Consider the following 16,029-nt stretch of genomic DNA (forward strand, 5'->3'; position numbering starts at 1 on the left):
AAAACCCCCGCAGGCATCATTATGGAATCTGTACTTCTCGTTTCTGCCTTACTCCTTTTGATTTTCGGCTCCCGGCCGCTTTTCGAGATGTTGCGCAAAAAACGCGACGGCGAAGAACTCATCGGAAACCCGTGGGAAGAAGTCCACGCCATCAAGGGTTACAGGGAATCGCGCAAGGTGGCGGCGTTCTACCCGCTCACGGGCGAACCGAACATTATGCCGATTATCGAGCAGCTTGCCGACGAAGACCGTCTGCTGCTCCCCCGCTGCACGGGCCCCACGACCATGGAGTTCTGCCACGTGCAAAGCCTCAAGAAAGATTTGGTCAAGGGCAAGTTCGGCATCATGGAACCCCGCGGCGACATTCCCGCTTACGAGGGCGACTTCACCGTGTTCCTGGTTCCCGGCACCAAATTCAACTTGACCGGCGAACGCTGCGGGCACGGCAAGGGTTACTACGACCGCTTTTTGGCAAAGCACCCGAACGCCCACAAGGCAGGCATTGCAACGCCAAAGCAGATTAGCGTGGAGCCGCTCGTGCAAAAGCTGACCGACATCAAGATGGACCAGATTATCATTTGTAGGGAAAAACCCTAAGACAAAACGTCATTGCGAGCACGCAGTGCGAAGCAATCCAAGGAAAATTTTTAAAAGGAAGAAACATGGCTTTCGACAAGAACAAAGAAACTGAGTTCGGCATTATCCGCAACAACTTCAAGGACCGCGAACCGCGTGACGATTCCCGCGAACACCGCGAAGGATTCGAGGATTTCCGCCGCCGCGATTTCAACAAGCCGCGCGAAAGTTTTAACAGCGAACGTCCGCGATTCAACAAGGACCGCGAAGGTTTCACACGCCGCAAGACCGATGGCGACCGCCGCGTGAGTTTCGGCGACCCCGATGGCGCTCCGCAAACCGCGATCGGCGGCATCCGCGAAGTGACCGACCTTCTGGAACGTAGCCCCATGCAGGTGCACCGCGTGCTCTTTATGCACCAGTCGGGCAACCCCAAGCTCTATGAGTTGCAAAAGCTCGCGAAGCGCGCCCATGTACACGTACAGCAGGTGGATTCCAAAGTTCTGAACACCTACACGACGCAGCACCACGGCGTGGTCGCCCTGCTCAACGAAAAGGAACTCCTGGTTTGGGAAGATATCCGCGAAGAATACTTTGCCGCCAAGCAAAAAGGCGAACGCAAGCTGATTGCCGTGGGCACCAACATCGAAGACCCGCGCAACCTGGGCGCCTGCATCCGTAGTGCACTCGCCTTGGGTGTAGACCTTTTGATGCTCCCGGCCAAGGGCATGTGCGGCATTACGCCGGCTGTCGCCCGCTCTGCCGCAGGCGCGCTCGACAAGATGAAAATTTGCCGTCCGAACAACCTGGAAGCCGCCGTCGGCGAACTCAAGCTCGCGGGCTACCAGATTCTGGGCCTCGATGCCGACACCGAGACGAACCTCGCCGGCTTTGAATTCAGCGACCAGGCGGTCATCGCCGTCGGTGGCGAAGACGTGGGCCTCCCGCCCTTTATCCGCAAACAGTGCGACGCCGTGCTCCGCATTCCGATGATGCCCGAAGCGCATTCCTACAACGCCTCGGTAGCCCTTTCGCTCGGCCTGTACGAATACGCAAGACTACGCATCAAGTAAGCTTGCCGTTTCACAAGGAGGCTTTCTATGCGAACCCGATCATTACTTCTATTTGCATGCTCGCTAGTATTTGCTCAACCCGACGCAAATCCGCAGCAGATGCCTCCGCAAGCGTACCCTGCACCGCAACAGCAGATGCCTCCGCAGGCGTACCCCGTACAGCAGCAAAACAATTCTCCTGTTATGTACGGGACCTACGTCCAGTACAATGCTGTTCCTCCGGCAATCCCTGACAGTATCGCCAAACGAGAGGCCGCGATAAAAGACAGCATTGCCGCCGAACGCGCCAAGGAAGATTCACTGAAAAATGTTGTGTGGAATCGAATGGAAAGCAGTTCCCTTTTCGCGGGGTTCCACATTTCCTTTGGACTTGCAGGCATATACAACAGCGAAAAGGTCAAGGGACGCTACACCCCCGGTTCCAAAAGCGAAAATTATGCAGACCCATTCAAGGGTACAATAGGCTTCACCTTTGACTTAGGTCTAGCGGGGATGTACAGACCGATTAAGTATGCAGGACTCTATCTCGAAGCAGATTTCCGACTTTCCTACTACTCACGAGAATCGGACGACTACTGCATCGATGTTCAGAAATTCGGAAAGACCAAATGCGAAGCTCTTGACGAAGACTTCCTGTTAATCGGATTCGATTTTCCCCTGCTGTTAAGAGTCTACCCGACGAGAAACTTCTTCCTAGAAGCAGGTCCCAGTTTACGCCTGAATGTATATGGTTCCAGATCATTGTCCGAAGATACCGACTGGAGCATTTCTACAGATGATGACGAAAACAAGAAAAACGACTCTTATCGAGAAGACATAGGAGGATGGGATTGCGAAACCGCCGGCTACTCCCTCGTTTTCGGATTCGGCTACTCCACGGTCGCCATGAGCGAAACGACAACCCTGACAGGAGGGACCAAGGTATCACCAGTTCCCGTCGAATTAGCATTCCGTGTCATTGTCGACCAGACAAACCTGGAAGAACAGGATGCCATTCAACTGAATAAGAAATACGGAACTTACCGCGAAGCCTCCACAGCCCGTAGCTGGTCCATCAACCTATCCTTCACCGTTTTCGGCGGAGTTTGGTAGACCATTAAGACAAATATTCCAACTTGGACTATAAATGCACCCTGTAGGGGGTGTTTTTTTTTGCTATTCACTTACTTTTCATATCAAATTGGTATATCTTTCTTCTTAAGAAGGGAAAAATATGGATTTCAGCTCTCTGTTGTCAAAATATAAGGCCAAGGCGTGCATCGTCTCCATCGATTTCTACGAAGACGAAACATACGGGAACATCCGCATTCTCGAGGGAAACAAGGCGCACTACGACGACATGACCGCCATCGGCCACCCTTTTGTCCCCAACACTCCTTACGAGGCCTGTTTTCCAAAGAATCGAAATTTCGAGGACTACTGTTTTCGCTGCACACGCAGCGGCAGACCTCAGCACGCCTACGTGGAACTTTACACCATGGGCCTCTGGTTGAACATGTTCCTGATTCCGATCGAATCGGACAAGCCGAACACCGGCTACTGCATTTACGTTTACGACGTTTCTCCAAAGGTGGACTCCGCAGCGATGGTCGACCTTTCTGGCGACGTGGCCTCCGAAGTGCTAAAAGCCTGCGTCAAGCTCCGCAGCTCGATCGACATCAAGAAGACCTTCCAAGAAGTCATTGAAGATATTCGCAGTCTTTGCGGTTCCGAACACTGCTGCATTTTGCTGACCGATCCCGATTCCCGCACCTGCGAGGTCCTTGGAGACGCCCTCAGCAAAGAAACAAAACTTCTCCCCATGTCCACCTACCTAGATGGTTTCTATGAAATCACGGAAACCTGGGCCGAAACTCTTGGCGGAAGCACCTGCATTATCATCAAAGACCAACACGATATGGAGCACCTGCATGAGCAAAACCCCATCTGGGCAGAATCGCTTGTGGGAGCGATGGTCAAGACAATCGTGCTATTTCCGTTACGGTTCGACAATAGGGTACTCGGCTACATGTGGGCAATCAACTTCGACGCCGAAAGCACCATCAAGATTAAAAAGACGCTTGAACTGACAACCTATTTCCTGGCCTCCGAAATTGCTAACCACCTGCTTCTGATTAAACTCGAAATTATGAGTTCCATTGACTCGCTCACGGGCATCAAGAACAGGAATATGATGAACAACCGCGTAGACCAGATTGTGAGCGGCAAACTCCCCACGCCAGACGCCGTATTCTTTATTGACCTGAACGGGCTCAAGCGCGTGAACGACGAACAGGGCCACAACGCCGGCGACAAGATGCTCCGCACGGCAGCGAAAATCCTGCAAGAAGTTCTCCATGACGGCGAAGTGTTCCGCGCAGGCGGCGACGAATTCATGGCGATGGTTCCGAAAATTTCTGAAGCCGAGCTGCAAAAGCGAATCGAACAAGTTCATAAGGTTGCAAAAGCAAACGACATTCACTTCTCGATTGGATCGTGCTACGGAGGAAAGGATGTTCGCAAGGCAATGCACACCGCCGACGAACGCATGTACGCAGACAAAAATGCCTACTACGAAGCACACCCTGAGGAAAAATACCGATAGCGTTTTTACAAGCTCGGGAGATGCCCGACTAAATCGGGCATAACATTTTCACTTCACCACAAAGAACTCACTCATCGTTTCTTTGTAGATATTCCCGTAATTTTTTACGTTGTACAGTTGCACATGCGAACCTGAAATTTTACTTGCAATTTCGACATACATGTCCCTCAGCGTTGCGTCGGGAGTCTCATCAAGCAGTTCCGTAAAACCTCGAGTAAAACGGTTCGTCAAGTATACGCCCATTTCTTCGTTTCGTTCATCCGCCTTACTCGTTTCATAAGGCGACGCCGCTGTTAGAAAAACGATACCAGGAATATCCGCCTTTTCCGCAGTTTCACCAAGTCCACCACTATAGCAGGCCTCCACGGCAACCAGCACCTTGCGGTGCGGAATTTGTTTTATCAGCGAAATAATCTGTTCGTAACTGATTTTGTCATTTCCAAAATTCAGGTATCCCGGCATCCCATGACCACTCCAAAAGACAAAAACATTGTCGGTCGACTTTGCACGGAGGACCTTTGACAACTTATCACTTGAATTCCCCCTTAATATATTTCCTAGGTCAGACGCCGTTACGTAACTTAATTTGTAATCAACCACACCCTTTTCATAGACGTTGTCTCCATCCAAACGGATAAAGAGTTCTCCCGGATACAAGTTACGACGATGATTTGCAAGGTCATCTTCGGCAATCACGATAATATGGTCATCGTCGTAACCCATCTTCTTGAGTTTCTGGTAAATGGCAAAGATGTCCGCCTGAAAGCGGTAATTTGCCCAGCCCGATGAGGCTGCAACCAAAAGCGCCCAATGTTTCGAAACGTCATTATAAGAAATATTCGAGTCTGCATATTCGAAAAAGCTCGTATCCACATCGGCCTTGAAAAAGTCCAACCAATTTTCTTCTGGATTTATTGAATGCTTCGAATCGTCGTTGCTGGTAAAATCGTTCGTGACATATTTATGGTCAGCAATATTCCACCCGCGATACACTGAACCGCTCACACTGTTGTCCCTATCCTGGAAAGTCCAAGAACTTGACACCCCCGTCAGATCAGGCAAGCGTCCATTCTGCAACGACATGAAATTTTCATGCATTCCGGCAATCATCCAATCGCCGCCGGTACCGTCCCTTCCTCCGAGCACAGCTCTAATCGATTCATTCAATTCCAAGCCCGACGAAACGGAATAAGTCGCAGCATACGCCAAAATATACAGAGCATCTACGAAATGCGCTTCGCCATTGAGAATGTCTTCGCCAAAATGTTCATGGTAAGCTTGCGCAAACCCGGACTCGGGTCTTGCATACAAATCAAAGCCACGGTAAAAATCGTAATGAAGATTTTTTACGATAGAATCCGAAACGAAATTACTGGAACACACCACTCGGATGCCACCTTGAGAAGCGACATCCTGTTGATACAATTCATCATCAAAGGCTAAGGCCATTTTGTCATCATAGGGTTCAAACAACAAAACACTATACGGTTTCTTACGTTCCAAATAAGTCTGCGTAAGCATCCGCAGTTCGGCTTCGTCATTGTACAAAAAGATTCTGTCAATTTTAAGTCCGAATTCTTCGGCCATAAAGCCGATCCAGTCGACATAAGAACTTACGAGTCCACCATTCAATTCACTCGACGGAGCCAAAAGAGTAAGTTCCAGTTCATTCTTAAAAATAGCCGCAAAAGAACTAGCCAAATGCGAGAAAGCTGATTCTATCAGCATAAAGTCGTTTTCAACCAAGTTCCACAAGTTCGGCATGTTGGCAAAAAAACGCTGGTATTCCACATTCGACGCCTTGGGCGAAAGAATCGGCTTCTCACTTTTCTGCAAAAGCTCCGCCATACGGTACGCCTTGTCCGATTGAGTAGGCCCCACAACAGCCACATAGTCCGTATCGTGAGCCACCTTTTCCATATACTCGTCAATATCGGCGTCATCCTGGTTTTTAAATTCCAGTTGCAGTTTTACCTTTTGACCTAGCCCGTCCTGAGCTTTTTCCATATTTTCCAAAGCCCATTCGGCACTGCGTTTCCAGCGAGGCATTTCAGAGGTCTTTGCCATGACAGCGACCTTGTACTTGTGCGTTTTCGCATCGGAATTTGCAGAAGACGTATTGTCGGAGCACGCACAAAGACAAAGAATCGCGATAAACAACAAGGAAAGTAGACTATTTCTTGGCATGGCGAGCCTCCTCGCGAACCGCCTCGTCATAATACTTTTCATAGCGGTCTTCGAACTCTTTCGTATCGCCAAAATTCTTATTAAACACAATCGATGCGGCAGCATCCCCCAAGCCCAAAGAGCGGAACCGAGGCCAATCCTTACCCAAAGCCCATTCTTCCAAGTAGCGAACAACAATCCCCTTAATGTCAATGACTAGAGTAAACGGCACCTTCGGCAACACGCCGCTCTGGTCAACATCCATCCCAATCATAAAGTGTCCCGTATTCGGATAATCGATCAAGGCCCGACGCACGCCCTTGATAGCACCCCCCAACAAAGGAAAAATAGCCGAAGGTCTATCCGCATCTAGAATATAATTCGTTATCGAAAAAGTGGCCACGTAGGCAAATTCAATGTTGTTAAAAGCCGTTTCATCATTTTCATTATAGGTAAGATAATCCACTCCCAGAGTATCTGCTATCGTCTTATGCGCATCGTAGCCCTTCCTAAAGCCATCAATCGATGTTTCTAGGCTCGCAAAGCCGGGTGCCGCCGCCAAAATCATGCAGGGGTTTATGCCCAGAATCGCCCCCGACAAGTAACTCGCTCCGTAACGCTCTATCGAGAAAGCATTGACGCCTTGTGGAAGTCCCGCCGTATCGGCCTCAAACAACAAAACTTTGTTGCCTATCCCCGTAAAGCGAATATCAAGTTTTCGCGCTAGCCCCACATATTCGGAAGAAGCCAAAATCAGCATCGATGAATCGGTGTCGACATTTTCCTTGAGCCACGCCTGTACAAGTGAATCGGCCTCGTCCATAGATTCCGGCTGCACCAAGCGGAAAGGTACTTCGCTATCTTCATTAAACCGGAATAGTCCTGCCAATATTTGGTCATTATAGCTGTTATCGCCAATGCCGTTGATACTTGCAATCAAGGTGATATTTGCAATTCCTGAATTATTTTCAGAAGCACCCACAGACTCGCTATTGGAACAGGCATACAACGAAAGCAACAAAAAGAATCCAAAAAACAGCCTTAACATCATTACTTTAATGATAAAAAATTCCCTCAAACGAGGGAATATTTTTGTTGTTCTGAAAAACTAATCCTTTAGACAACGAACACTGAGTCCATAGCGAGCAGCCCTAGGACGCACTGCAGCCGAATCATTATCGAAATTTAGGGAAACTAAGTAAAAGGTATTGCCTCCATAACTTGTCGATGCCCAAAACTGAGTTTCTTCGTCCATGCCATAATAAGTATCTTTAATCGAGTAACCTACGGGTAACGCAGAGAATTTGTAGTCATCATCCCCGTTACCTTCGCTCTTCCATCCAGAGGTAGATTTGAGCGCCTTGCCAGCAGCGGCTTCACCCCCAAGTTCATTTATTAAAGTAAGCCATTCAGCTTTGCTCGGCAAATGCCAGCCGTCTGGACAAGCTGCTTTTGCCGCATAATAGTTATAGAGTCGGCCGTATTTTCGACAATTTGCTTTATCATCATTGAAACAATAAGTATGACCTCCTTCCGAATCATACCTGAGATTTTCAGCCATCCAAACCTGTGACTTAATTACCGTCGTTTTATAAATTCTCCAATCGCGGTAATCCAGCAATCGATTTTTCATCTCATCAGCCCCTATAAGACCATTAAGCGCATTTATCGCACAATCATCTGTAGCAATCCCAGCCCCCCCCAACATGCCACAAACGAGAAATGCCATTACTACAGTATTATCATCTACATTCATATTATCTCCATAATCACCGCTATACACCTGCCATACATCCATTGATGTATTCAGATCCGTATCCTCAGGGTATACAACCCGCAATTCTCCCTTAAGTCGCTCATCGGAATCATTCTTTTTTACATGGATTTTTACAACCGCATCACCCGAGCCTGATTCGGGATAAATCGAATCAATGAAAGTCGTCCCATTTTCAAAACGCCATTCTCCGCTGGACTCCACACTCATTTCGTAAAGACCTTCACCCATGCCAAGAATCAGCGTATCGCCATTGGCTAGCATATCACCAACCCAGATAGAGAGCACGTTGTCTTCACCGTTTGCGTCACCAGAACTGTCCGAATCCGAGCAGGCAATGAAACCGACCGCACACAAAGCAAGTGCGATCATCGTGAATTTATAACTTTTTGCAAAGCTCATGATTTTCTCCTTCTTTTGGGGAAACACTTTGTTTCAAATGTATAGTTTTTATTTACAAAATCACGTAAAAAAAACAAATAGACCATTCCAAGTTGGAATAATCTATATACAGAAAAGCGGCCCTTTTAGGACCGCTCGTTCGTAATTTAATTTTTTTGAGTCTTCGACTTCTCACGAGATCGGACTCATTTTTCTAATTCCGAATTCTGAATTCCGAAATCCGAATTAATTAGAACTGACTCAGGAATCTCTGGTCGTTGCTCGTCAGCAAGCCGATTTCCGGGATAGCGTGGCGCAGCATGGCGATACGGTCGAGACCGAAGCCGAATGCGAAGCCCGTGTACTTCTCGGAATCGATGCCGCAGTTCTTGAACACGTTCGGGTCCACGGAACCGCAACCGCCGATTTCCATCCAGCCGGTTCCCTTGCAGCGACGGCAACCCTTGCCACCGCAGAACACGCAGCTCACGTCCATTTCGGCGCTGGGCTCCGTGAACGGGAAGAAACTCGGGCGGAAACGCGTCTTGACGCCTTCTCCGAATAGCTTGTTCATGAACACCTGCAGCACACCTTTGAGGTCTGCAAAGCTGATGTTCTCGTCGACCACCAGGCCTTCGCACTGCTGGAACATCGGGGCGTGGGTCGCATCGTTGTCGACGCGGAACACGTGGCCCGGAGCAATCATGCGGAACGGCGGCTTGTGCGTTTCCATGTAGTGGATCTGCGTGCCGGAGGTGTGCGTACGCAGCATCACCTTGTCGTCCACGTAGAACGTGTCCTGCATGTCGCGGCTCGGGTGGTCGGGCGGCGTATTCAAGGCTTCGAAGTTGTACCAGTCCGTTTCGATGTCGCGACCGAAGTCCACTTCGAAACCCATCTGGCTGAAGAAGTCGATAATCTCTTCGCGCACGTCGTAAAGCGGGTGCGTCGAGCCCGCCGGGATGCCTGCACCCGGGAGCGTGGTATCTACAAAGCCGCTTTCCAGCTTCTTCTGGAGGGCGGCCTGGTTCGCGGTCTCGATAGCCTTGTCGATTGCCTCGGAGACGGCGACCTTAAGTTCGTTCACGAGCTTGCCGTAAGCCGGACGTTCCTCGGCGCTCAAGCTCCCCATCTGCTTCATGAGGTCGGTGACGGCCCCCTTCTTGCCCAGGTACTTCACGCGGAGGTTGTTGACGGCTTCTTGGTTCGTAAGGTCGGTCTGCGCAAGTTCTGCGTCAAACGCCTGCTTCACATTGTTTATAGCTTCACTCATAGTGGCTACAAATGTAGAATTTTTTTCATGCTCCAGCTGCCGATTTTTTTGCCGTCGTGCTCAATTTCGCATTCGTGAAAGACCTCGTAGCCGCGTTTGCTGTAAAAAGCGAGGTTTTCCCGGGAATTCGTAAAAAGAGCCAACTGCTTGCCGCCACGCTCCCGCACGTACTCTTCCATATAAATTAAAAACTGCGAGCCGACTCCCTGCCCCTGCGCAGACGGGTCCACCTCGAGCATGCTGAGATACCAGATGTCCGGCCCTGATTTCTGAAAATCGTGGCAGGGCTTGCTGGCGTTATCGTCCATAGCTAAGAATCCGTTGATTTCGCTCCATTTCGTATTAAGGTATACGCGCAAGAAGCCGTGTATAATGTATTGGAACGCGGAAGGCTTCTTGAAGCCGGGAGCCTCCAATGTTGCACGGGCAACCAGCTTGCCGTCTCGATGCGCCGCCAACAAATCAGCCTTTCCATAGCACGTTTTTAGGACGCATTGCATAAAAATCTGCAGTCCCTTTCGGCTTTTTTCCCTATCAGGGAAATAGAGCGTAACGTAGTCATAATCTTCGTACGCCCTGGCCATGATTAAGCCTGCCTCGTCGAGTTCTTCGCGAGTCTGTAATCCGAATTCAAGTTCATTTGCCATATAGGGATACCCTCCTGCACTTGCACACCAACCCAAACCGCCATTCTGGTTGGTTCAATTTCTCCGTCTATTTGCAAAACTAAACATTTTTTCGCTTTTCGGCACACGAGAAGAAAAAAAATTTAAATGCGCGAAGTTTTTTGAAAAAAATACCCATTTTAGGGGGGTATGCACCTATAAAAAGACATTTAAAAGAGAATTTATAGGTACAAAAACGCAAAACACTATAGTCCAAGGAATCAAAGTACCTATAAAGCAGACAATACAAAGTTATTTATAGGTACAAAAAAAACATTCAAAAGCCATTTTTAATTCATACAAACTAAATATGCACCTATAAAAGCTTATTTTGGTGGCCATTTATAGGTCAAGATTCTGAAACATCTTGTAAAGCGACCTATAAAAAACAATTATTGAAGCAATTTATAGGTACAATCGGCAATTTACGTCTTTATTTTTTGCAAAAGGCAATACGCAAAGCGCGAGAATTTCGCGGAACGACTATTCCGATTTCGCTTTCCCGGTGAAGTTCGTGCTTGTTATCTTGAACACGGTCACGGCGGCAGCCTGTGCGGGCGTGAATTCGAACTTGTGCGGCGCGGCGTGCATTTGCTGCGTCGCACCTGTTGCGTGCACAGACGACGCCGCGGATTGTGAGGAATGCTCGGAACCTGAAGGTTGCCGAGCATGAGCAGATAGCGCAGCACTTGCAGCCTGCCGTTTCATCAGGAGCGAGAGCCCGCGGCATTTCTCGGCGCTATCCTCGACGATTTCGGCCTTACCCTGCCCGACGACGCTTGCGTAAAAGCGCCCGCTCTTGCAATAAACATCTTCGTGAATCTCGATGCGGTTCTCGACGCACATGCTGAACGCCACGTTCGGATTCTTGAGGATGCAGTCGAGCTTTTTGCCGACATGCGCACAATGGAAATACAATTCCAGTACACCATCCATCAAACTATACCCGAATGACATCGGAATCACGTAGGGCATACCCACATTTGCATCGTCTATCATCGCGACATGGCAGGTCGTGCACTGCTCAATAATCTTCGCGATATTCTCGTCGCCTAAAACTTCTCTATCCTTGCGTCGCATATCGTCTCCTAAGAATCATTTTTCAAATTTAATTTATTTCATCAAACGCAGAGTGACAAGCTCATTTACACACCTCTTACACAAAAAGAAGTTTACTTTTATTGACTTTACCACCCATTGCAATTATTATTGTAGACGGGGTCTACCTTTTTGGGATGTTGAAAAGCAAAAAGGAGTGTTTATGAAATTGAACAAGTTGCCAGTGTTCGCGGTGTCAGCAACTTTGTGGTTTGCAGCATGTTCCGACGAGAATAACGCCGTAGCGAATCTCGAAGGTTACGCCACTTCTCCCGAAGAACTTATTTCAGGCAATGAGATTCCGACGAACGATATTCCTGACACCCAAAATTCGGGAACAGAATATCCGGGCCACCAAAATTCAGGCACCCAGGTTCCTGGTAATCAGCTTCCCGACTCCGGACTTTCTAGTGCAAGCAGCGAATTTCCCGGCGGTGAGCTAGGCGGCAACGACATTTTCAGTTCCAGCAGCGCTATCCCAGGCAACCCTCCCAACCCGAATCCAGGCAACGAATCTGGCGATGACGAAAACGACAATGATGACGCGCGCACCTTGAACGGCACACAAATTCTCTTGAAACTTTCCGGCACATCGGCCACAGTCGAAAACAATAACGGTTGTGTCGAAGTTACAGACAAAGTCGCAACAATCACTTGCCCGGGCGCCTACTATGTAACCGGTGAATCCACCGACTTCCAGGTGGTCGTAAACACTCCGGGTACCGACAACGAAGGCAACACCGGCATTTACCTCTACAACGCCACCCTGAAAAGTTCCAATTCCCCCATCCTCGTGAAGAACGCCGACAAGACGGTAATTCACTTGGTCAAGGGCACCACCAATGTGGTCGAAGACGGCAACGGCAATCACGTGTTCACTAAAGTCAACGGAGCACAGGACACTTCGAAGGCAGCCATTTATTCCAGAGACGACTTGAACATCAAGGGCGCAGGCTCCTTGACCGTTACCGCCAACTTCAAGAACGGTATCCAATCCAGCAACGACCTGAAAATCAAAAACGGTGACATCACCATTGTCGCAGCCGATGATGGCATCAGGGGCAAGGGCAGTCTTCATATCTCGGGCGGCACGCTGAATATCACCGCCAACAATGGCAACGGCCTTAAAAGCGACGAATGCGAAGAAAATCCCGACGGCAGCTTCAAGGACACCGTGGCAAACAAGGGCTTCGTAAAAATTTCAGGAGGTAACCTTACCATCAAAGGGCGCAAGAGTGGTATCAAGGCAGCCAACTACATTGACATTAGCGATTCCACCGAGCCCTCGACTATCAAAATCGAATCTTCCAACAAGGGAATATCCGCTGAAAAATTCCTCTACATCAACGGCGGCACCATCGATGTAAAATCTGATTCTTCCGCCTTGCGCACCAACTGGCAAGTCTACATGAACGGCGGCGACGTGACTATTTCTACAAAGAAAAAAGGTATTCACGCCGATTCTGCCCTGTACCTGAGAGGTTCTACCATCAACATCGTCACGGCCTTCGAAGGCATGGAAGCATTCAAGATTTTCGCCGAAGGCGGCGTGACATCCGTATTCGCAACCAACGACGGCTGGAACGGCGGTGGTGGTCCCAAAAACAACAGCAGCTCCATGGCCATGTTCAGCGAGAGCAGTGGCTATATCACCATTAGCGGAGGCTACCACTACATCAGCGCGAAAGGCGACATGATCGACGTTTTGGACGCAAACGGCACCGCCAAGATGACCGGAGGTGTTCTGATTCTCGAAATTACCGGCCAGAGCTACGAGAACCAGGGTGGTATGGGAATGGGGATGGGCATGGGTTGGGGCCCAGGTCAGCAGGGCGGAAACTGCGGAGCCTACAACTTTGCTGGTGGCCTCATCGACACCGATGACGGATTCTCGATTACCGGTGGCGTACTCCTCGCATTCGGCAACTTTTCTACCGATACTCCCAGCTGCGCAAGCCAGACCTACAACAGTAGCAACTACTACGGCTCCGACAAGGCCGCTTTCAAGCCCACCTACCAAGGCAATTACATCCTTTACGGTGGCGATGTGAATTCGGTCAGCCAAGTAAATACGGCTGGAATGCAGGAACTCAAGTTCCCCAACGGCGTAAGCTACATGTACCGATAGCCCTTCGGCATAGTTCGGCAGGCTCACCAACCGAGCTCAGGGACCTTACATATTTAGGGAGCTTGCTCTCCCAGCAAATGCATAATCACGGGCCGGTTCTTGCCGGCCTCTGTTTTATGTATCGTGAGTTTACCGGTACTGTCGTAGCTGAACTGTTCGCCCACACGTTCGCCATTTACGAAAGTGAGGCTGTCGCGGAGCACACCGCTCTTGTACCAGTTACGCATGATTCCATTGCGTTTTGACAAACCGTCTTTCGGGTCTACCTTCCAGAAACATTCGCTCGCCAGTTTGCCGCCCATACTGTCCGGGAAAAAGCTGCGGCTTTCTGCGATTTGCCCGTCCTTCCAATATTCCTCGTAGAGCAGCAAACGTCCCGGTTTTATGTAGCGAATCGTCGCCGGGAATTTTCCAATACTTTGTTCAAAACCCACACTCTGCGACAGGTTCGAACCATCAAGCACTCCGCTTATGCCGCCCACATACGATGTCTCGGCGCAGAACTTGGACATATTTCCTTCGCAGGCGCCATAGACCACTCCCGACACACGCAAGTCGCACTCACGAACCAGGTTGCCACGTTCATCGAACCAGCGCCACACAGAATCTCGTTTGCCGTCCTTATTCCAATGCTCCTGTTTCATGGGAGTGCCATCGGCCCTAAAGTACGTCACCGTTCCGATAAGCGCACTGTCCTTGCCGGTCGCACCCTTGCCCAGCACGCCCTGTACACGGATGCGCCCGGTACCGCAATTCGCCGAATCAACCGTTTCGCCATAACTCTCATAATACAACGAGAATGCACCGTCCAGCCGTCCATTTTTGCAAGTAAATTCTTCAAGCAAATGACAATCTTTCGTATAACGTCTCAAATAGCTTGAATCAGGATCCTCGGCATTTTTCCCTTTTACTTTAGCACGCCCCGCCGGAGCAGAAGCAATCTCGCGCTTGGGGTCCCACTTGGCGTGGCAATTTCCTTCTTGTTGCAGGGCTCCGTTATCGTACCATTTTTTCCAGATTCCTACCGCCAGGCCGTCATCGTTGTAATGCTCTTCGAAAGAACGCTCCCGGTTAAAATGCCAACCTTCCCAGTCACCCACCGGATGGTCGTTTTCGTAATAAAGATACGCCTCAACCTTCTTGTCGCTAAAGAGCGCCGTCCACTTGCCGTCCTTGAGACCTTTCTTATAGTGTCCAAGCAGGGCCACGTCGCCAAAACCAGTCCAACGCTTAAAGTCTCCATGCGGCACACCGTCCTTATAGGGGATTTCCAGTTCCTTGATGCCATCGGTATACCATTCGTTTCTTTTTAGGATTTCTCCATCGGGGTATACCCAAATCGAGGTCTTTTTAGCCCCGTTCGCGTGCTCAGCAAGCACCTTTTCCTCGGCCCGTTCGATGGTGCACCCCAAAACAAGTTGCAAAAAGGGGGCAATTAGGCCTAAAAATGGCAAAAAACGAATTGTACGCATACCAAGTAAAGTAGAAAAAAGGTAATTTCTAATTGTGCTGGAGTTAAAGAATAAATCGATTGCCGATACCTTTAACGCAAGAATCCGCTCCCCCTGGGCGTGGGTGGTTTTGGCGGTTGCAATAGGGCTCACCATCCTGTTCTATTTTTCGCAAAAGCCGCAGATTATCATGTACTCCCGCTACATCAAGACGCTGTCGGACTACCAGTTGCAGGAATCGTACGCCATGCGCGGCATGGAACGCGTGCGCATCGGATTCGGAATCGACACCGTCTTTGTCCTGGCCCAAACGATGAATCTTCGCGAGATTGCTGTCGCTTTCTCCCGTGAAATGGACGAAATCCGCGGAATCGGGATCAAGGCGCCACCGCATTCCACTGTTGAGCGCTTCGAGCGGGAAGTCCTCGCCAAGGTTTCGAGCATGCGCCGTTACGCCGCAAGCCGGGCCCTCTGGCTAGAGCACCTGCAACAGATCGACAACCAAGCCTCGCAACTTCCCGCAAGCATCCAAATTCCGCTCCGCGATATATTGGATTCCGCCCGTGCGGGTTATATGGTCGGCATCGCCGGTCACGGGGACAGTCTCTACAGCGCACTCCCCGATTCCACCAGGAACGCCATCGCTGCACTCCTTCAAGAAAACGAAGAACTGACACTCGCCTGGAGCCGTTTCAACAACGAGATGGCAGTCATGTACAGCGAAGACCCCATCCAATTTTTCCAGCAACAGAATATCGACGAAATGGCGCTCAAGTCCAAGATTCCGATGGCATTCTACTTTTTGACCCTGGTGCTGATGCTTTCTACATTCTTCTTCATTTTTAGATCCAAGCAATAAA

13 protein-coding genes are annotated in these 16,029 nt (G+C 49.6%); 6 read left to right on the forward strand and 7 right to left on the reverse strand.

Features of this window, described 5'->3' with window-relative positions:
* Window positions 1-21: 21 nt before the first annotated feature.
* The 4 genes from BUA93_RS04725 (at window position 22) to BUA93_RS04740 (ending at window position 4,233) form a co-directional block, all read left to right on the forward strand.
* Window positions 22-597, forward strand: a complete 576-nt coding sequence (locus BUA93_RS04725) for a 5-formyltetrahydrofolate cyclo-ligase (RefSeq protein WP_072977847.1) — start codon at window positions 22-24, stop codon at window positions 595-597.
* A 65-nt stretch (window positions 598-662) separates the two neighbouring features.
* Window positions 663-1,649, forward strand: coding sequence for a TrmH family RNA methyltransferase (locus tag BUA93_RS04730; RefSeq protein ID WP_072977848.1), 987 nt, complete (start codon window positions 663-665; stop codon window positions 1,647-1,649).
* A gap of 27 nt (window positions 1,650-1,676) precedes the next feature.
* Window positions 1,677-2,741: a PorT family protein gene (locus BUA93_RS04735; RefSeq protein WP_139257771.1), complete on the forward strand. Its 1,065-nt coding sequence runs from the start codon at window positions 1,677-1,679 to the stop codon at window positions 2,739-2,741.
* 121 nt (window positions 2,742-2,862) lie between these two features.
* A complete protein-coding gene (locus tag BUA93_RS04740; protein ID WP_072977852.1) occupies window positions 2,863-4,233 on the forward strand; it encodes a sensor domain-containing diguanylate cyclase in 1,371 nt (456 codons plus the stop codon).
* Window positions 4,234-4,281: 48 nt separating this feature from the next.
* On the opposite strand, the gene BUA93_RS04745 is transcribed toward BUA93_RS04740, so the two are convergent.
* The 6 genes from BUA93_RS04745 to BUA93_RS04775 form a co-directional block, all read right to left on the reverse strand.
* Entirely contained in the window at window positions 4,282-6,420 is a 2,139-nt protein-coding gene (locus BUA93_RS04745) for a C13 family peptidase (protein WP_139257773.1), read from the reverse strand.
* Window positions 6,407-7,381: a type 1 periplasmic-binding domain-containing protein gene (locus BUA93_RS15865; RefSeq protein WP_139257775.1), complete on the reverse strand. Its 975-nt coding sequence runs from the start codon at window positions 7,379-7,381 to the stop codon at window positions 6,407-6,409. The genes BUA93_RS04745 and BUA93_RS15865 overlap by 14 nt, the downstream gene beginning before the upstream one ends.
* Window positions 7,382-7,507: 126 nt before the next feature.
* Window positions 7,508-8,575: an FISUMP domain-containing protein gene (locus BUA93_RS15870; protein ID WP_139257777.1), complete on the reverse strand. Its 1,068-nt coding sequence runs from the start codon at window positions 8,573-8,575 to the stop codon at window positions 7,508-7,510.
* Window positions 8,576-8,804: 229 nt separating this feature from the next.
* Window positions 8,805-9,827: a phenylalanine--tRNA ligase subunit alpha gene (gene pheS / locus BUA93_RS04760; RefSeq protein WP_072801315.1), complete on the reverse strand. Its 1,023-nt coding sequence runs from the start codon at window positions 9,825-9,827 to the stop codon at window positions 8,805-8,807.
* 5 nt (window positions 9,828-9,832) lie between these two features.
* A complete protein-coding gene (locus BUA93_RS04765) occupies window positions 9,833-10,474 on the reverse strand; it encodes a GNAT family N-acetyltransferase (RefSeq protein ID WP_072977856.1) in 642 nt (213 codons plus the stop codon).
* 501 nt (window positions 10,475-10,975) lie between these two features.
* Window positions 10,976-11,572, reverse strand: coding sequence for a pyridoxamine 5'-phosphate oxidase family protein (locus BUA93_RS04775; protein WP_072977860.1), 597 nt, complete (start codon window positions 11,570-11,572; stop codon window positions 10,976-10,978).
* A gap of 181 nt (window positions 11,573-11,753) precedes the next feature.
* Between BUA93_RS04775 and BUA93_RS04780 the strand changes: the two genes are divergently transcribed.
* Window positions 11,754-13,718: a carbohydrate-binding domain-containing protein gene (locus BUA93_RS04780; protein WP_072977862.1), complete on the forward strand. Its 1,965-nt coding sequence runs from the start codon at window positions 11,754-11,756 to the stop codon at window positions 13,716-13,718.
* Window positions 13,719-13,771: 53 nt separating this feature from the next.
* On the opposite strand, the gene BUA93_RS04785 is transcribed toward BUA93_RS04780, so the two are convergent.
* Window positions 13,772-15,142: a toxin-antitoxin system YwqK family antitoxin gene (locus tag BUA93_RS04785; protein ID WP_254793854.1), complete on the reverse strand. Its 1,371-nt coding sequence runs from the start codon at window positions 15,140-15,142 to the stop codon at window positions 13,772-13,774.
* Window positions 15,143-15,224: 82 nt separating this feature from the next.
* Here BUA93_RS04785 and BUA93_RS04790 point away from each other — a divergent pair, with 82 nt between their 5' ends.
* Window positions 15,225-16,028, forward strand: coding sequence for a hypothetical protein (locus tag BUA93_RS04790; protein WP_083597127.1), 804 nt, complete (start codon window positions 15,225-15,227; stop codon window positions 16,026-16,028).
* Window position 16,029: the final 1 nt, after the last annotated feature.

This window comes from Fibrobacter sp. UWH4 (assembly GCF_900142475.1).
Taxonomy (GTDB): Bacteria; Fibrobacterota; Fibrobacteria; order Fibrobacterales; family Fibrobacteraceae; genus Fibrobacter.